General features: G+C 60.7%; 18 protein-coding genes. 8 read left to right on the top strand and 10 right to left on the bottom strand.

The features are described from left to right. Positions 1-21 precede the first annotated feature (21 nt). Complete coding sequence (locus BWR18_RS08055; RefSeq protein ID WP_076627498.1) at positions 22-942, top strand: DUF5996 family protein; 921 nt, start codon at positions 22-24, stop codon at positions 940-942. Here BWR18_RS08055 and BWR18_RS08050 read toward each other — a convergent pair. The 3 genes from BWR18_RS08050 to mnmA all read right to left on the bottom strand — a co-directional run bounded on the left by BWR18_RS08050 (position 939) and on the right by mnmA (position 3,450). Further along, complete coding sequence (locus BWR18_RS08050; RefSeq protein WP_076627497.1) at positions 939-1,484, bottom strand: sugar O-acetyltransferase; 546 nt, start codon at positions 1,482-1,484, stop codon at positions 939-941. The two genes, BWR18_RS08055 and BWR18_RS08050, sit on opposite strands and share 4 nt — an antisense overlap. Next, the gene (locus BWR18_RS08045; protein WP_076627496.1) at positions 1,484-2,239 is read right to left on the bottom strand and encodes an SDR family NAD(P)-dependent oxidoreductase; all 756 of its coding nucleotides are present in this window, start codon (positions 2,237-2,239) and stop codon (positions 1,484-1,486) included. Before BWR18_RS08045 ends, BWR18_RS08050 begins: the two co-directional genes overlap by 1 nt. Positions 2,240-2,310: 71 nt before the next feature. Beyond that, on the bottom strand, positions 2,311-3,450 hold the full coding sequence (gene mnmA / locus BWR18_RS08040) for a tRNA 2-thiouridine(34) synthase MnmA (protein WP_076627495.1): 1,140 nt from the start codon (positions 3,448-3,450) through the stop codon (positions 2,311-2,313). 123 nt (positions 3,451-3,573) lie between these two features. Between mnmA and sciP the strand changes: the two genes are divergently transcribed. The 5 genes from sciP (at position 3,574) to BWR18_RS22260 (ending at position 9,385) form a co-directional block, all read left to right on the top strand. Continuing rightward, the gene (sciP, locus tag BWR18_RS08035; protein WP_076627494.1) at positions 3,574-3,852 is read left to right on the top strand and encodes a CtrA inhibitor SciP; all 279 of its coding nucleotides are present in this window, start codon (positions 3,574-3,576) and stop codon (positions 3,850-3,852) included. Positions 3,853-3,952: 100 nt separating this feature from the next. Continuing rightward, entirely contained in the window at positions 3,953-4,672 is a 720-nt protein-coding gene (gene ctrA, locus BWR18_RS08030) for a response regulator transcription factor CtrA (RefSeq protein ID WP_076627493.1), read from the top strand. Positions 4,673-4,821: 149 nt separating this feature from the next. Next, on the top strand, positions 4,822-7,071 hold the full coding sequence (gene ligA, locus BWR18_RS08025) for an NAD-dependent DNA ligase LigA (RefSeq protein ID WP_076627492.1): 2,250 nt from the start codon (positions 4,822-4,824) through the stop codon (positions 7,069-7,071). Further along, on the top strand, positions 7,068-9,155 hold the full coding sequence (gene recG / locus BWR18_RS08020; protein WP_076627491.1) for an ATP-dependent DNA helicase RecG: 2,088 nt from the start codon (positions 7,068-7,070) through the stop codon (positions 9,153-9,155). The genes ligA and recG overlap by 4 nt, the downstream gene beginning before the upstream one ends. A 101-nt stretch (positions 9,156-9,256) precedes the next feature. Then, on the top strand, positions 9,257-9,385 hold the full coding sequence (locus tag BWR18_RS22260; RefSeq protein ID WP_302622829.1) for a hypothetical protein: 129 nt from the start codon (positions 9,257-9,259) through the stop codon (positions 9,383-9,385). 177 nt (positions 9,386-9,562) lie between these two features. On the opposite strand, the gene BWR18_RS08015 is transcribed toward BWR18_RS22260, so the two are convergent. Further along, complete coding sequence (locus BWR18_RS08015) at positions 9,563-10,957, bottom strand: methyl-accepting chemotaxis protein (RefSeq protein ID WP_076627490.1); 1,395 nt, start codon at positions 10,955-10,957, stop codon at positions 9,563-9,565. 73 nt (positions 10,958-11,030) lie between these two features. Further along, the gene (locus BWR18_RS08010; RefSeq protein ID WP_076627489.1) at positions 11,031-11,483 is read right to left on the bottom strand and encodes an iron-sulfur cluster assembly scaffold protein; all 453 of its coding nucleotides are present in this window, start codon (positions 11,481-11,483) and stop codon (positions 11,031-11,033) included. 75 nt (positions 11,484-11,558) lie between these two features. On the opposite strand from BWR18_RS08010, the gene hisI reads away from it, so the two are divergent. Next, positions 11,559-11,921 (top strand): phosphoribosyl-AMP cyclohydrolase, encoded by a 363-nt coding sequence (hisI, locus tag BWR18_RS08005; RefSeq protein WP_076630193.1) that lies wholly within the window; start codon positions 11,559-11,561, stop codon positions 11,919-11,921. A gap of 31 nt (positions 11,922-11,952) precedes the next feature. Here the strand turns inward: hisI and gluQRS are convergent, their stop codons facing one another. The 4 genes from gluQRS to BWR18_RS07985 form a co-directional block, all read right to left on the bottom strand. Further along, positions 11,953-12,822 carry a tRNA glutamyl-Q(34) synthetase GluQRS gene (gene gluQRS, locus BWR18_RS08000; RefSeq protein ID WP_076627488.1) on the bottom strand — a complete coding sequence of 290 codons (870 nt, stop codon included), beginning with the start codon at positions 12,820-12,822 and terminating at the stop codon, positions 11,953-11,955. Beyond that, positions 12,819-13,424: a class I SAM-dependent DNA methyltransferase gene (locus BWR18_RS07995; RefSeq protein WP_076627487.1), complete on the bottom strand. Its 606-nt coding sequence runs from the start codon at positions 13,422-13,424 to the stop codon at positions 12,819-12,821. Before BWR18_RS07995 ends, gluQRS begins: the two co-directional genes overlap by 4 nt. A gap of 34 nt (positions 13,425-13,458) precedes the next feature. Then, positions 13,459-14,811: a methylenetetrahydrofolate--tRNA-(uracil(54)-C(5))-methyltransferase (FADH(2)-oxidizing) TrmFO gene (gene trmFO, locus BWR18_RS07990; protein ID WP_076627486.1), complete on the bottom strand. Its 1,353-nt coding sequence runs from the start codon at positions 14,809-14,811 to the stop codon at positions 13,459-13,461. Between the two features lie 511 nt (positions 14,812-15,322). Next, a complete protein-coding gene (locus tag BWR18_RS07985) occupies positions 15,323-16,108 on the bottom strand; it encodes an enoyl-CoA hydratase (protein WP_076627485.1) in 786 nt (261 codons plus the stop codon). Positions 16,109-16,165: 57 nt separating this feature from the next. On the opposite strand from BWR18_RS07985, the gene BWR18_RS07980 reads away from it, so the two are divergent. Then, a complete protein-coding gene (locus tag BWR18_RS07980; RefSeq protein WP_076627484.1) occupies positions 16,166-16,603 on the top strand; it encodes a PaaI family thioesterase in 438 nt (145 codons plus the stop codon). 69 nt (positions 16,604-16,672) lie between these two features. Here the strand turns inward: BWR18_RS07980 and BWR18_RS07975 are convergent, their stop codons facing one another. Continuing rightward, positions 16,673-16,906, bottom strand: a complete 234-nt coding sequence (locus BWR18_RS07975) for a DUF1127 domain-containing protein (RefSeq protein ID WP_076627483.1) — start codon at positions 16,904-16,906, stop codon at positions 16,673-16,675. Between the last annotated feature and the right edge of the window lie 38 nt (positions 16,907-16,944).

Below are 16,944 nucleotides of genomic sequence, written 5' to 3'. Positions count from 1 at the left end.
GCCCTGTGCTATAATACAGCCATGTCCTGGCCAGCACTCGACTACCCGAAATGGAAAGACACCGGCGACAGCCTGCACATGTGGGCGCAGATCGTGGGCAAGTTTCGCCTCGCGCATACGCCATGGGTCAATCATTCCTGGCACGCGACGCTCTATGCGGATGCGCAGGGGCTGACCACCGGGCTTGTTCCGGGCGGGTATGAGGTGCGGTTCAACTTCGTTTCGCACCAGCTGCAGGTCTTGTCGGTCAACGGCGACAGTGCTGCGTTTGACCTACGTCCGATGTCCGTTGCGGCCTTCGATACGGAATTCAAGGCGGCGTTGGGTCAGGTGGGCGCTCCGACAGATTACCACCATTTCCCCAACGAGGTGCCGGATCCGATTCCGTTCCATCAACAGACCGCAATGGGCAGCTATGACCCTGTCGCGGCGCATGATTGGTGGCGGGCGATTGCCGCGATGGCGCCAGTGTTTCAGAAGTTTCGTACCGGATTTCTGGGCAAGGTCAGTCCGGTGCACCTGTTCTGGGGGTCGTTCGATCTGGCTGTGACCCGCTTCTCGGGTCGGCCCGCGCCACTTCATCCTGGTGGGTTCCCGGCCTTGCCCGACGCTGTCACGCAAGAAGCATACAGTCATGAAGTCTCCTCCGCTGGGTTCTGGGCCGGGGGCAACGGCGCGGAGGAGGCCATGTTTTACAACTACGCCTATCCCGTGCCGGATGGGTTTGCCGATGCGCCGGCGGGACCGGAGGGCGCGTATTTCGACAAGGATTTGGGCGAGTTTCTGTTGCCCTACCGCGTTGTGGCCACAGCGGATGACCCGGCGGCCACTCTGATCGCGTTCTTGCAGGCGACCTATGATGCGGCCGCTGATTCAGCGTCCTGGGATCGCGCTGCGCTGGATTGCGCGATCGGGGAAAAGCGCGTGCCCCGCAGCCTTTAGACCGGCTTCGCCGGAACGCCCACGACCGTCGCCGCCATTGCCACGTCTCGGGTCACGACCGCACCCGCGCCTATGATCGCTTCCGCTCCGATGGTCACACCAGGCATCACGATGGCCCCCGCACCGATCCACACGTTTGCGCCGATGGTGACAGGATGCGCAATCTCGATCCCCGCGCGGCGTTTCACGGGGTCGCGGTGGTGATCCGCACATATGATCTGCGCGCCGGTTCCGATCAGGGTCCCGTCCCCGATATGCACCGGCGCACTGTCGAGGATGACGCAGCCGCTGTTGATGAACACCTCCGCGCCCAGATGGATGTTGCGGCCATAGGAGCAATGGAACGGTGTTTCGATCAGGCAGTTGGCGCCAGGATCGGCGAACAGGTTATGCAGCGGTGCGCTGAGCGTGCGACGTTCGCTTGGGGGGAGGTGGTTGTGCGCGTGCACAGCATTCAGCGCCGCCAATCGCAGTGCCTCAAGCTCATCATCGAGGCAGGTGTACCATTCGCCCGCCTCCATCTTTTCGCGTTCTGTTGCCATCACCGCATCCGCAGTGCGCCGTCGAGGCGGATCACCTCACCGTTGAGATACCCCATTTCGACAATAAACGCGGCGAGGCGCGCATATTCGTCCGGGTCACCCAGACGGGCCGGGTTCGGCACATCGGCGGCCAAGGCGGCCTGCACATCTTCGGGCAGTCCGGCCAGCATCGGCGTCTTGAAGATGCCCGGCGCGATGGTCACGACCCGTACGCCGACGGATGCCAGATCGCGCGCCATGGGCAGTGTCATGCCAACAATACCACCCTTGGATGCGGCATAGGCCGCCTGTCCTTTTTGCCCGTCAAAGGCGGCGATGGATGCCGTGTTGATGATCACACCGCGCCCACCGTCAGGTTCAGGCGCATTATCGGCCATGGCGGCGGCAGCCAGTCGGGCAACGTTGAAGCTGCCCACCAGATTGATGTCGATGGTCTTTTGAAAGGCGGGCAGGGGGTGCGGACCGTCCCGGCCCACCGTCTTGATCCCCAGCGCGATGCCCGCACAGTTCACCGCCGCGGTGATGCCGCCCATCTTGGCGCGTGCCTGATCCATAGCCTCTGTGACCGAGGTTTCGTCGGTCACATCCGTTTCGACAAAATGCCCGCCGATGTCCCCGGCGACCTCTGGCCCCCGATTCGCATCGCGGTCCAAGAGCGTCACCTGGGCCCCACGCGCTGCAAAATGGCGCGCGGTCGCCTCGCCAAGGCCAGAAGCACCGCCAGTTACTACCGCCATGGTTGTGTCGAGCTTCATAAAGTCCTCCGCCTGCCGAATATGAACGCGTGTTCAGTTAAGCGGATCGGCAGCGTACTGGCAAGCCGGGTCTAGCCCTTGTGGATCCACCCACCGCCAAAGATGCGACTGCTGTCGCGATCGTAAAAGACGCAGGCCTGGCCCGGAGACACACCTGCCTCGGCCGCGGCCAGCTCGACAGTGGCCTCGGTCGCGCTGATCGGGCGGATGACGGCGTCGGTCGGGGGGCGGGTCGAGCGGACTTTGACCGCTACGTGCCATGCGTCGCGGCTATCGAATCGGTCGTCGCCAAGCCAGTTCACCTCGCGCACCGGAATGCTCCGGGTGGCCAGCATGTCCTTTGGTCCGACGATCACCTGGCGGTTTTCTGCGTCCAGTTTCACGACGTATAACGGGTCAGCCAATCCGCCGATCCCAAGGCCCCGGCGTTGTCCGATGGTGTAATTAACTACGCCGTCATGTTGCCCCAGCACGCGGCCCGTGTGGTCGACGATATTCCCGGGTGCCGCTGCTTCTGGCCGCAATTTGCGGATGACCGAGGCATAATCGCCATTCGGCACGAAACAGATGTCCTGGCTGTCGGGCTTGTCGGCCACGCTCAACCCGTATTTGGCGGCAAGGGCGCGCGTGTCGTCCTTGGAGGGCAAGTGGCCCAGCGGAAAGCGCAGATAGTCCAGTTGTTCGGCGGTCGTCGAGAACAGGAAATAGCTTTGATCGCGACCCGCGTCGGCGGCTGCATGCAATTCCGCACCGTGATCACCCACTTTACGCTGAATATAGTGGCCCGTGGCCATGCAGTCCGCCTCGAGATCCTTGGCCGTTTCAAGCAGATCCTTGAACTTCACGCGCTCATTGCACCGAATACACGGCACCGGTGTGGCACCGCCCAGGTAGCTGTCGGCGAACTCGTCGATCACTGCGTCGCGGAACACGTTCTCATAGTCCAGGACGTAGTGGGGAAATCCCATTTCCTCGGCCACGCGACGCGCATCATGGATGTCGCGACCGGCGCAACAGGCGCCTTTTTTCGCAAGCGCCGCGCCGTGATCGTAGAGCTGCAAGGTGACGCCGACCACGTCATATCCCTGGCTTTTCAACTCGGCGGCCACGACTGAACTGTCGACGCCGCCAGACATGGCAACGACAACACGGGTGTCAGCAGGGGCTTTGTCAAAGCCCAATGAATTGAGCGGACCGGATTGGTCGAGCATGGCGTGTCTCCGAGGGAATTGGACGCATATATATGAAAATGCGAGATAGTCTCAAGGCCCCGTTTAACGGCACATTAAATGCATCACGTCACTGTCCTGACAACGTGACGAAAGAGCAGTGAAATGTATCTGAAGAAAGTTGATGGACCACGCGCGGTGACTTTGCCCGACGGGACGGTCCTGACCCAGGCGGATCTGCCGCCAAACACGACCCGACGCTGGGTGGCCTCGCGCAAAGCGGCCGTGGTGCGCGGTGTGCTTTACGGGCTGATCACGCAGGACGCCGCGCTTGAGCGTTATGGCCTGAGCGAAGAGGAATTTCACGAATGGGTGCGCGCCGTGTCCACGCACGGTGAGGATGCGCTGAAGGCAACATCACTACAAAAATATAGACAACTTTAAGTTGTTAAGATAAGAACGCATCAAGGGTAACGTGTGGTTAACCTTTTCGGTTCACGTTTGGTTCAACACCTGAACACCCTCTGTGTGGAGACCATAAAAAATGCGTGTGCTGCTTGTAGAAGACGATCCGACGACCTCCAAAAGCATTGAACTGATGCTGACCCATGCCAACTTGAACGTCTATGCGACGGACCTGGGTGAGGAGGGGATCGACCTGGCCAAGCTGTACGATTACGACCTGATCCTTCTGGACCTCGATCTACCGGACATGAACGGGCACGAAGTGCTGCGGCAACTGCGGCTGGCCCGTGTCGAAACGCCCATCCTGATCCTGTCGGGGGCCGACGACACGGAAAACAAGATCAAGGGCTTTGGGTTTGGCGCGGATGACTATCTGACCAAACCGTTCCATCGCGAAGAGCTGGTGGCGCGCATCCACGCCATCATCCGCCGCTCGAAGGGGCACTCGCAGTCGGTGATCGAAACCGGTGATATCTCGGTGAACCTTGATGCCAAGACGGTCAGCGTCGACAACAAGACGGTGCATCTGACGGGCAAGGAATACCAGATGCTCGAACTGCTGAGCCTGCGCAAAGGCACCACGCTGACCAAGGAGATGTTCCTCAACCATCTCTATGGCGGGATGGATGAGCCGGAACTGAAAATCATCGACGTGTTCATCTGCAAACTCCGCAAGAAACTGAGCAACGCAACCGGCGGCCAGAACTACATCGAAACGGTGTGGGGGCGCGGCTATGTCCTGCGTGATCCGGAGCCTGCCCAGGCAACCGAAGACCGGCCTATGGCCATCGGCGCCTAACGCGCGCCCCCATTCTCTTCGACCAAAGGCCGACATGCACACGTCATGCCGGTCTTTTTTTCGTTTGAACGCACCGCTCTGCGATCAATGACTGGACCGTACCGACTGCGGCTTTTATCTCTTGGCGCAACACCGACAGGGGATGCGTCGTGACGGATACGATCGAAATTCATGCGTTGACCGAAGCGCAAGCCAAGGCGGAGCTTGCCCGCCTGGCCAAAGCGCTGGCGCGGGCGAACGCAGCCTACCACGCAGAAGACGCGCCAGAGATCAGCGATGCAGAATATGACGATCTCAAGCGTCGCAACGTCGCGATCGAGGCGCGCTTTCCCCAGCTCAAACGCGACGACAGCCCGAGCGATCAGGTGGGTGCTCCGGTGTCCGACGGGTTTTCCAAGGTCACACATGCCGTCGCGATGCTGTCGCTCGCGAACGCGTTTGACGATGATGACGTGTCTGAATTCGATGCGCGTATCCGAAAATATCTGGGTTTGAAGGCCGACGCACATCTCAACTACACGGCGGAGCCCAAAATCGACGGTTTGTCGCTGTCGCTGCGCTATGAGAATGGTGAACTTACACAGGCCGCGACCCGCGGTGACGGCGCGGTGGGCGAGAATGTGACGGCCAATGCGCGGACGATTGAGGATGTCCCACAGTCACTCACGGGTGCGCCCGACATTCTGGAGGTCAGGGGCGAGGTGTATATGTCTCACCCGGACTTCGAAGCGTTGAATGCCCGTCAGTCCGAAGCCGACCAAAAGTCCTTTGCCAATCCTCGCAACGCCGCTGCCGGATCATTACGCCAGCTTGACGCAAACATCACGCGGGCCCGCCCGCTGCGCTTTTTTGCCTATGCCTGGGGTGCGCTGTCAGACCCGCTGGCCGAGACCCAAATGCGGGCCATTGAGCGGCTGGCTACCCTTGGATTTCAGACCAATCCGCTGACCAAACTGTGTGACAGCCCGCAGGACATGATCGACCACTACCGGCATATCGAACAGGCGCGCGCGACGCTGGGCTATGACATCGACGGCGTGGTCTACAAGGTTAACGATCTCGCGCTGCAATCCCGCCTTGGCTTTCGGTCAACCACGCCCCGGTGGGCCGTCGCGCACAAGTTTCCCGCGGAACTCGCCTGGACGCGCCTTGATGCCATCGACATTCAGGTGGGGCGGACCGGCGCCCTCAGCCCGGTTGCGCGGCTGACGCCGGTGACGGTGGGTGGCGTCGTTGTTTCGAATGCCACGCTGCACAACGAAGACTACATCGCGGGGCGCGACAACAAAGGGGCCGTCATTCGCGACGGCAAGGACATCCGTGTCGGCGATTGGGTTCAAGTCTACCGCGCTGGCGACGTGATCCCAAAAGTCGCCGATGTAGACTTAACCAAGCGCCCTGCGGATGCGGTCGCGTTCCAGTTTCCGCAACGCTGTCCCGAATGCGGCTCTGACGCGATAAGAGAAGAAGGGGATGCCGTTCGGCGCTGCACGGGTGGCCTGATCTGTCCGGCGCAAGCAGTTGAAAAATTAAAACATTTCGTGAGCCGCGGCGCCTTTGACATCGAGGGCCTGGGCGCCAAGCAGGTCGAGATGTTCTTCCATGATGACCAACTGCCGATCCACACCCCGGCTGATATCTTTTCTCTGCGGGATCGCGATGCGCAAAATCTCAGCAAGCTCGCGAACCGCGACGGTTGGGGCGAGACCAGTGCGCGTAACCTGTTTGATGCAATTGACGAACGGCGCAAGGTTCCGCTCGGTCGCGTGATCTTTTCCCTCGGCATCCGGCACGTGGGCGAGGTGGCCGCCAATGATCTGGCCCGGCACTATTCGACGTGGTCGTCCTTCGCAGAGGCGGTCGATACCGCAGGCCCGGCCGCAGAACGTCATTTGCAGGCGGATGCAGCAGAGGCGTCAGAACGCAACGCCGCAGCAGAAGAAGGGCGCCGCGCACGAATCAAACCCGTTCGGGATGCTGTCTGGGCCGATCTCTCGCCAGATGCGCGCACGGCGTGGTTTGATATGACAGGGATCGACGGCATCGGTGCATCTGTCGCGACTGCATTGATCACCACCTTCCAGCAAGAGGCGGAGCGTCGCTCGATCGACGCGCTGGTATCGCGGCTGGACATCGAGGCGGCGGAAAACAAATCCGCGACAGACAGCCCCGTCGTCGGCAAAACCGTCGTGTTTACCGGTACGTTGGAGAAGATGACCCGCGCCGAAGCAAAAGCCCGGGCCGAAGCCTTGGGCGCCAAGGTGTCGGGGTCCGTCAGCGCCAAAACCGACCTTCTGGTTGCTGGTCCGGGTGCCGGGTCCAAGGCAAAAAAGGCCGCCGATCTGGGGATTGAGACCATCGACGAAGACGGCTGGCTGGATCTGATCGGGACGTCATGAGCCGCCCGGAAATCCTGTTCCCACTTTTTGCCGAACTGGAAACGCTTGAGGGCGTCGGCCCGAAAACGGCGCAGAATCTGAACCATCTGGGCGTTGAAACGCCGCGGGACATGCTGTTCACCTTGCCGCATACGGGCGTCGATCGCGCATTGCGAGACACGGTTGAAGGGGCACCATTGCCTGCGACCGTGACCGTCCGGGTCCAGGTCGGCGCGCATTATCCCGCGCGCAATCGCGGCGGGGCGTATCGCATCCACGTCGAGGACGCCCAGACCAGTTTTCAACTCGTTTTTTTCCATGGGCGCAGTGATTATCTGAGCAAGGTTTTACCAACCGGCAGCACGCGCGTAGTGTCCGGTAAGGTTGAACTGTTCGACGGAATCGCCAACATGGTGCACCCGGATCACATCCTGCCCGAGGCCGACGCCGATGACATCCCGGCGTTTGAGCCGGTCTATCCTCTCACCGCGGGCGTCACGCAGAAAACAATGTTCAAGGCGTCGCGGGCGGCTTTGACGCGTGTGCCCGCACTGGAGGAGTGGATCGACCCCTCGCAGCTTGCGCAAGCGGGCTGGCCCGATTTCGGAACCGCGATGGCCACTGCACACAGCCCGCAATCGCAAAGGGATCTGTCACCGGATGCCGCAGCGCGCACCCGGCTCGCTTATGATGAGTTGATGGCGCACCAACTGACCCTGGCTTTGGCACGCGCGTCCGAGCGTCAGGTTGCCGGAATTGCGACCGTGGGCACCAACAGCTTGCAGGCCCGGGTACGCGCGGCCTTGCCCTATGCCCCAACCGGTGCGCAAGAGCGCGCCATTGCCGAAATTGGCAAGGACATGGCGGCACCTGTGCGCATGAACCGTTTGCTGCAGGGCGATGTAGGGGCAGGCAAGACGCTGGTTGCTTTCATGGCGCTGCTGATCGCGGTCGAGGCAGGCGGGCAGGGCGTCATGATGGCGCCGACCGAAATCCTAGCACGGCAACATCTGGAAGGTTTGCAGCCATTGGCGGAGGATGCGGGCGTGGTCCTCGACATCCTGACGGGCCGCGACAAGGGAGCGGAGCGTCGGGCCAAGCTGGCCGCGCTTGAGCGGGGCGACATCCAGATCCTTGTTGGCACGCATGCGGTGTTTCAAGCCGATGTGAATTTTGCGGACCTGCGCCTGGCCATCGTGGATGAACAGCACCGCTTTGGTGTGCGTCAACGCCTCGCCTTGGGCAAAAAGGGCGGCGCGGCGGACGTGCTGGTTATGACCGCAACGCCGATCCCGCGGTCACTTGCATTGGCGCAATATGGCGACATGGACGTGTCGGTGCTGGATGAAAAGCCGCCCGGGCGCAAACCGATTAAGACCGCGATGGTTAGCAACGGGCGCATGGAGGAAGTCGTCGCACGCCTGCGCGCCGCAATGGATGAGGGCCGCCAGTGCTACTGGGTTTGTCCGCTGGTCGAGGAAAGCGAGGCCGTTGACCTGACCGCAGCCGAAGAGCGGTTCAAGCGGCTGCGCGCGGTTCTTGGCGAAGATCGTGTCGGACTGGTTCATGGACAGATGCCTCCCGCGGAAAAAGACGCGGCGATGGCGAAATTCCAAGCCGGCGAAACGGGCGTTCTGGTGGCGACCACGGTGATCGAGGTGGGCGTGAATGTTCCCAACGCGACCATCATGGTGATCGAGAGGGCCGAGACGTTCGGCCTGGCGCAGCTGCACCAGTTGCGCGGTCGGGTAGGGCGTGGTGATGCGGCGTCGACCTGTTTGCTGCTCTATCAGTCGCCGCTCTCCGACGCCGGGCAAAAGCGGCTGGAAGTGTTGCGTGAGACGGAGGACGGGTTTCGCATCGCCGAGACGGATTTGCAGATGCGGGGCTATGGCGATCTGATCGGCACGGCGCAGTCTGGCGTGCCGCGGTTTCAGGTTGCAGATATGGAACGGCAGGCAGGGTTGATGGCGGTTGCGCAATCCGATGCGCGCAAACTGCTGGCCGACGATCCCGACCTTTTGTCCCCGCGGGGACAAGCGGCGCGTGTTCTTCTGTGGCTCATGCGGCAGGATGAGGCGATCCGTTTGATATCAGTGGGTTAGGTGCGGGCGTTCCGAAAAGTTCGCAAATGTTCTTAAAAAGTTCTTTACCAATGGTTAATAATGTGAGAACAAAGGGGCAACTCGAAGACGGAGATGCTGACATGACCACGCTGCGCCACATCAAGGAAATCGCCATACGCGCCGAAGCCACGCTGCTTCAGGATGCCGTCGGTGTTGCTGCCCTGACCGTGATGCTGGTGGTCGGTTTACACCTTCCGGCTTTGATCTGAGTTCTGCCTGCGATCTTGCTTGATCCCATACCGCGCCCGTCCCAGGTGCTGTTTCTGTGTTACCTCGGCTCTGCCTGCCGACACTGACACCCCCCGTCTGCCTCGGGGTTCCTGGATCTGTCCCATGCAAGAGAGCTTTCCTTGCGCCGCCATCCGCCCGGATGTGCGGCGCTTTTTTCAGAACGTGTAGGCGAGCCGCAAGCCACCCCAATGCTGACCATGTACGAAGATGGGTGCCGACAGATCCTTCATCATCTTGAACGTGCCGCCGCCCATGTCGCGGCGATAGACTTGCAAGAGAAATGGCGCCGTATTGCGCCCAGCCTTCAAACCGACCCGATCGTCAAAGATGCGCCTGTTACGGCTGTTGGCCGTGTTCCAGACTTCATCATCGGACTGCGGGCGTGAAAACTTTGTGTTGTGGGTTGGCAGATAGCCGTTGATGTCTACCGCTGCGCAGAACACGACGCGGCTATCGACGTCCAGCGCCGGTTCCTGGATCGGGGGCAGAATGCGATCCAATACGTCGTTGTAGGACGTTGCAACCTGCTGGGGCTTGGTGTTGTGCAGGGGTACATAGGTCCGGTCGAAAAGCGACGCTTCGGACAGATCGCCGTGCGCGAGCGCGTGTTCAAAAGCAGCGCCTACGGCAACCGCACGGCGGCGGACATCATCAATAAAATGCGCGTCTTCGGTCATGCCCCCGAGAGCAGCACTTGATTGCACGATCTCTTCGGACGTGTCGACCAGGCGTTCGATCCGCCCATGTGCTTCGACAATACCGTCGAACGTCTGCGCGATGCTCTGCCCAATGCCAAGCATGTTGGGGCCAAAGGCCGCGATCGCGCGCTGCACCTGTGCGGAGTGTTCGGCGATGCGCGCGGCCTCTCTCTTGGTGTCGTTGACAGATTGCTCCATCCGACCAAGTGCGCGGTCGGTATCGGTGCTTTGCGCTATGACGCCCATGGCCTGTTCGGCCACATCGGTTGACTCAGTTCCCAGTGCGGCGATCCAATGCGTCAGCGTCTCGATATTGGCGGAGATCTCAGCTGCGGCGCCTTTCGTCTTTTGGGACAACTCGTTGATCGCCTCGGCCACGACGGCAAAGCCGAGTCCGGCATCACCGGCGCGCGCGGCTTCGATCTTGGCGTTTATTGCGAGTGTGTTCACCTGCATCGAGATGGCGGCAATCTGCATGTTGTTGGCTTTGACCGCGGCGAGTGTCTTGCCCACGGCATCACTCCGATCCGATAGATCCTGCACCCACGCCGCGACATCGCGCGAGCGATTGCCCAGATCGCGCATCATTTCGACCGATTGACCAACATCAGCATGGGTACGCGCGACACTTTGAACCAGGTCAGTCGCAGCTACGTCTACGGCACCGTTTGCGGTTTCGATGTCATTGGCGCTGTCTGACAGAACCGTGAGTGCGGTGCGCTGATCTTGCGCCTGCCGTTCGATCATGTCGAGAAAGCCCGCGAGGTCCACGATCTCGTACCCCAGGGTCGAGGCTGACCCGGCAAGATCATTCAGGTGCGATATCTCGGGAAGGTCGGGCCGAGCTGTCATATCAGAGCCTGCAGCAATTGTTGAATGCCACAGGGCTAAACCCGATTCGTTCAAATTTTCCTAAGCCGACCGCTTACGCGCAATCAGATTGGACCGCTTGTTCCATCGCTTCCGCCGCCGCCTCAATGCTGAGCAGGATTGAGGCATGCCTGTTCTTGTAGTCGCGTGCCGGTTCCAGAACCTCGAACGCGTCGAAGGGTGCGGGGGGCACGGGACCGCTTGATTTGAGCATGGCACGCAGCGCATCGCGTCCCGTCTTTATATCCTGCAGCGTCAGGCCCATCACCGCGCCGCCGGTCACGGCCGCCGCCGCCTGTCCAAGGGCACATGCCTTAACGTCCTGGCCAAAGCCCGTGATCCGTCCGTTTTCCACCTGAATATCGACCGTCACTGTCGATCCGCAAAGGGGCGAGCGTTTTTTGACCGTCGCATCCGGAGCGTCGAGGCGCGTATGGTGCGGGATATCCGCCGCAAGCCCGAGGATGCGGTTGGAGTAGAGTTTGATCAGGTCTGTATCGGCGGGCATATCGCCTCCACACTGGTGTTATATTCGGTTTGGACATATTTAATCTCCTTGATCCCAGATGCAAAAGGTTTTGCCATGTCGGCCTTTGATCCCAACAGCTTGAAATTTAACGACCAGGGCCTGATCCCGGCGATCGCACAGGATGCCACCAGTTACGAGGTGCTGATGATGGCCTGGATGAATGCCGAAGCGGTGTCTCGGACGCTGGAGACGGGGCGGGTGACTTACTGGTCTCGGTCGCGGCAGTCGTTTTGGGTCAAAGGTGATACGTCAGGCCACGTGCAGGACCTGGTGTCCCTGCGTGTCGATTGTGATCGCGATTGTCTGTTGATGTTGGTGCACCAGACCGGGGCGGCATGCCACACTGGGCGGCGGACCTGCTTTTACACGGATGTGACTGATGGATCCGAGGTCGAGCTGATGGCGCCGATGATCTAGGGGGCTGTCGGCCCTCTTGGCACGGTGCGCCTCACTCCCGAGGATTTTTTTCAAACAGCGAAGGCAGACCGACCATAGCGCGGATGTCGTCCGGAGTGGCGCAGTCTGCCCGGTATTTTGCGATGGCGCGCGCGTCGTCGCGTTTGGCGAGCCGCTTGCCCGCGTCGTCGCGGATCAGACGGTGATGGTGGTAAATGGGCGTCGGAAGGTCGAGCAGATGTTGCAGAACGACTTGCAGGGGTGTGGTGTCGAACAGATCTGCGCCGCGGACGATGTGGGTGATGCCCTGGGCCGCGTCGTCGATCACGGCGGCAAGGACGTAAGACACGGTTTCGATTTCCTTGCGCCCGAGCACGGCGTCGCCGGTCTGGTGTAGCAGGGTATCGGGGTCAATGGCGTGGGTTCCGGTGTGGATGGGACCGGTATCCACGAAGGACAGCGGCGCCTCTAACCGCTCGAGCGCGCGGGCCATGTTCAATCGCAGTGCATCACCCGGCTTGCGGGAGGACATTTGGCGGTGGCGACATGTGCCGGGATAAACGGACGGTTCTATCACCCCTTCCTGCGGGGCCGACAGGGCAGCGCGAATGTCGCTGCGCCGGCACGAGCAGGGATATACCAACCCGTCAGCCGCCAATTGCATCAGTGCTCTATTGTACCGCTCCAGATGCTCGGACTGACGCAGGACCGGCGTTCGCCATGTCAGACCAAGCCAGGCGAGGTCGTCGTAGATTTGCTCTTCCCACGCAACGCGTGCCCGGCTGGTGTCAGTGTCTTCGATACGCAACAGGAAAGTGCCATTTACATCCCGCGCCATCTCGTGGGCGAGAAGCGCGGAATACGCATGACCCAGATGCAGTGGCCCCGTCGGCGACGGTGCAAAGCGCGTGACAAAGGTCATTTCTTTTCGATGACATAGACGTTGGACTCCAGTCCGATTCCGGGCAGGTGGTCGCCATGTTCCTTGAACAGGAGTTGCGCGGCACCACAATCGGTCCATTCGGCGATACCACCTTCGTTCGCAGGGTCTTCGAGCGCGTGATCGTTGAACGAAAATACCAGCTTGCCCGAGCGCGGCAGCGCCCGCATCAACAGATGTAGCACGTCGATAGGGGCAGCGCCTGCGCCAATCACGCCGATGGCGGCCATGGCGGTGTAGCCATTGCGCGGCAAAGCACCGCCCGCCTCGATCCGGTCCAGTGTGCGGTACACGCCCTTGGTCCGCGCGCCGTCCAGCATTTCGCTGGACAGGTCGACCCCGTCGATCACCTCAAAGCCTGCGAGTTTCAGCGCAAGGCCCGACAGCCCGGTGCCGCAGCCGAAATCCAGTATGGGAGCGGACAGATCGTCCACATGCGCTTTGAGTGCTTCAGCACAGCGAGCGGGTGTGGCGTAGCCGTTTTGGCGCACTTCCGCGTCATAGCTTGCCGCCCAATCGTCGTAGAGCGAACGGGTGGAGGCAGCGTTGCGCGCGCTGTAGGCCTTGTCCAGAAATCCAGTCATGCTGGTAACAGTAGCGGGCCGGGTAGGCGCCCGTCTAGGCCGCAGCAGCCTGCGGGGCCAGCCATGTGAGCCAATCGGCCTTTGCCCGGTCCGTATAAGCCTTGTAGCGGTCCTTGCGCCCGCGGCGTCCGCCGCGCAGTCCTTCGACCGGGGGAAACAGGCCGAAGTTCACGTTCATCGGCTGAAAGGTCTTTGCCTCGGCGCCGCCCGTGATGTGGGTGATCAGCGCGCCCATGGCCGTGGTGTGCGGTGGCATGTCCAGCGCGCCGCCCAGGATTTCGACGGCTGCTGCGCGTCCTGCCAAGAGGCCCATGGCGGCGGATTCCACATACCCCTCGACCCCGGTGATCTGCCCTGCAAAGCGGATATTGGGGCGCGATTTCAGGCGCATGTCAGCCGTCAGCAAAGTTGGCGCATTCAGGAACGTATTGCGGTGAATGCCGCCAAGCCGGGCAAAGCGCGCATCCTCGAGACCGGGAATTAATTTAAAAACATCGGTTTGCGCGCCGTACTTCATCTTGGTCTGAAAGCCGACAATATTGTAAAGCGTGCCCAGCTTATTGTCGCGGCGCAACTGGACGACAGCGTACGGTTTCACATCCGGTTGATGCGGATTGGTCAGGCCAACGGGTTTCATCGGACCGTGGCGTAGGGTTTCGCGGCCGCGCTCGGCCATGACCTCGATGGGCAAACAGCCGTCGAAATAGCCTGCGGTCTGACCCTCGTGAAATTCGGTTTTGTCAGCGGCCAGAAGGGTGTCGATAAACGCCTCGTATTGCGCCTTGTCCATCGGGCAGTTGAGGTAGGCCGTGCGCTCTTCTTCCGTCTCGCCCTTGTCATAGCGGGACTGCATCCAAGCCTTTTCCATATTGATTGAGTCGAAATAGACGATGGGTGCGATGGCGTCGAAAAAGGCGAGCGCTTCGGCTCCGGTCTCGTTGGCGATGGCCGCCCCCAGTGCGGACGACGTCAAAGGGCCGGTCGCAATGATCCACTGGCCACTCTCGGGCAAAGCGGTGATTTCACCATATTCCACAGCGATGTTCGGGTGCTTTATCAGCGCATCGGTCACAGATTGGGCAAATGGGTCGCGGTCTACGGCCAGTGCTCCACCTGCGGGCAGGCGGTGCTTGTCCGCGGTCTGCATGATCAGCCCGTTGGCCTGCCGCATTTCCCAGTGCAAGAGGCCGACGGCGTTCTGTTCGCTGTCATCCGAGCGGAACGAGTTTGAACACACCATCTCGCCCAGCAGACCGGTCTGATGCGCGAATGTGCCGACCTTCGGCCGCATCTCGTGGATCACCACCTGCACGCCCATATTTCCGGCCTGCCACGCGGCCTCGGACCCGGCCATGCCGCCGCCCACGATATGAAGTTTTTCTGCCATGCCGGGGATGTAGGGCAAGCTGTCTGTCTGCGCAATGGCGTGAACTGATCTGGATCAATACGGCCGTCAGTAGTGCTGCTAATTCCGCAGTATTAAGCAATGAAGGACTGACTTACGATGCATGCAAAGACTGCTTTTATGATTGTGGCCCTGGTCTGTTTGGCTGCATGTGGCGAACCGGACAGATATCCGATTTCTGGCCAGGCGTGCGCGCCAGATGATCCGGTGCAGGATCTGCAGGTGGATATGTGTGCGCCGACACCTTAGGCCCGCTTTAGCGTGTTTTACATCCAGTTTTGCAAGGAGGGTTTTGGGGTCGCCGCTGCGGGAATGGTCGGTCAGAGAGAGGCTGACCTGGAGGGACCTTCCGCACACGGCGACCCAAAATCGTCATCGGTTGGTTAACCGTGTCTAATTTATGCCTTATTTGCGCCCAAATTGCCAGCGGTGATTTGGAAATAGTCGGGTGACGATTTGGAAACAACCGAAAGTCGTGTCGGATTTTAGCGATCTATTGTGACCAATCGGGTGGGCGTTTTTCGATAAAGGCGTCGATACCTTCGGCTGTGTCGGGGTTCAGCATATTTGTGACCATCACTTCACCCGTATAGGCATAGGCTTGGGCCACTGGCATCTGCAACTGTTCATAGAACGCGTGCTTGCCGATCTTGACCGCGCTGCCCAGCTTGGACGCAATGCGATTGGCCAAGTCTTCCGCGGTGCTGGCCAGATCGTGCTGTGGCACTGCATGGTTAACAAGGCCCAGTTCGACGGCCCGGTCCGCTTCGATGAAGTCACCGGTTGTTAACATTTCGAAGGCCTGTTTGCGCGGAATGTTGCGGCTGAGCGCGACCATTGGGGTCGAGCAAAAGAGGCCAATGTTCACGCCATTGACGCCGAAGCGTGTGCCATGTGCGGCCACGGCCAGATCGCATGTGGCGACCAATTGGCAGCCTGCCGCGGTCGCGATGCCATGCACCTGTGCGATGACCGGCTGCGGCATGGATTGCACCCGCGCCATCATCGCGGCACAGCGGTCGAACAAATCCTTGAAATAAGCGGCGCCGCCATCTGCAGCCTGCCGTCCCGCGGTCATCTGCTTCAGATCGTGGCCCGCGCAAAACGCCTTGCCCACACCGGATAGGATGACCGCCCGGACTGTGCTGTCACTGGCTACGTCATCAAGGGCGCCATGCAGTTCCGCGATCATTTCATCCGACAGCGCATTCAACCGATCCGGCGCGTTCAAGCGCAGGTGCGCCACCGCCCCCGTGACCTCACGTTCCAGAATTGCCATCTTGCCCTCCCATTCTTTTGCGGCTCACCCTAGGGCAGGGACAGGGGAAGGAAAAGCATGGCCGTTGTGATGACCGCGTCTGAAATGAACGCGTTTCTGCAAAAGGTGTTTTTGGAAGTCGCCGGAGAGTTTCATGTCGAAGAGGTGACGGAAGAGGGGGTCGTGTTGCGCCTTTTGGTGTCCGACCGGCATTTGCGACCGGGTGGCACAGTTTCCGGTCCGGCGATGTTCGGGCTGGCGGACGTGACCGCCTATATGGTGACGCTCGCGCATATTGGGCCGCGCGCGCTGGCCGTGACGACCAATTGTTCCATCGACTTCATGCGCAAACCACGGGCTGGTGTTGATCTGATCGCACACGGGCGGTTGCTGAAACTGGGCAAGCAATTGTCGGTGACGGACGCGCTGCTGTTCTCGGAAGGGGACGAAAAACCCGTTGCCCGCGCCAGCCTGACATACGCCATTCCGCCGCAGGGCGTTGATCTTCCATCATAAAAAATGGCCGAGCCAGGGAAGTCCCTGAACCCGGCCAAAGGAAGAGGTCTGGCAGACGCCACGGGGATGTCACATCCGCCAGAACACACGCCGCGCTTCAAAGTCAGCCTCGGCTTGTGTCAGCCCGATGTCGCGCAGAATGTGCGGGTCCAGGGTGCGCAAGGACAACCGTGTTCTGCGGCGCATGGCCCATTTTGACAGCATCACGGCAACGTGCAGCGCGAGGACCGAGGCGGCTGGAATGCGGTTTTGCGCAGTCAGGTAGGCCAAGTGCGAAGCGGGCGTTTGCATGTGATGTGTCATGGGAATCTCCTAAATTGTATTGACACAATATGGCGTAT

Origin of the sequence: Tateyamaria omphalii (assembly GCF_001969365.1) — a bacterium.
GTDB lineage: Bacteria > Pseudomonadota > Alphaproteobacteria > Rhodobacterales > Rhodobacteraceae > Tateyamaria > Tateyamaria omphalii_A.
Note: the sequence above shows the minus strand (reverse complement) of the source record. Positions and strands in the feature narration are given on the sequence as shown.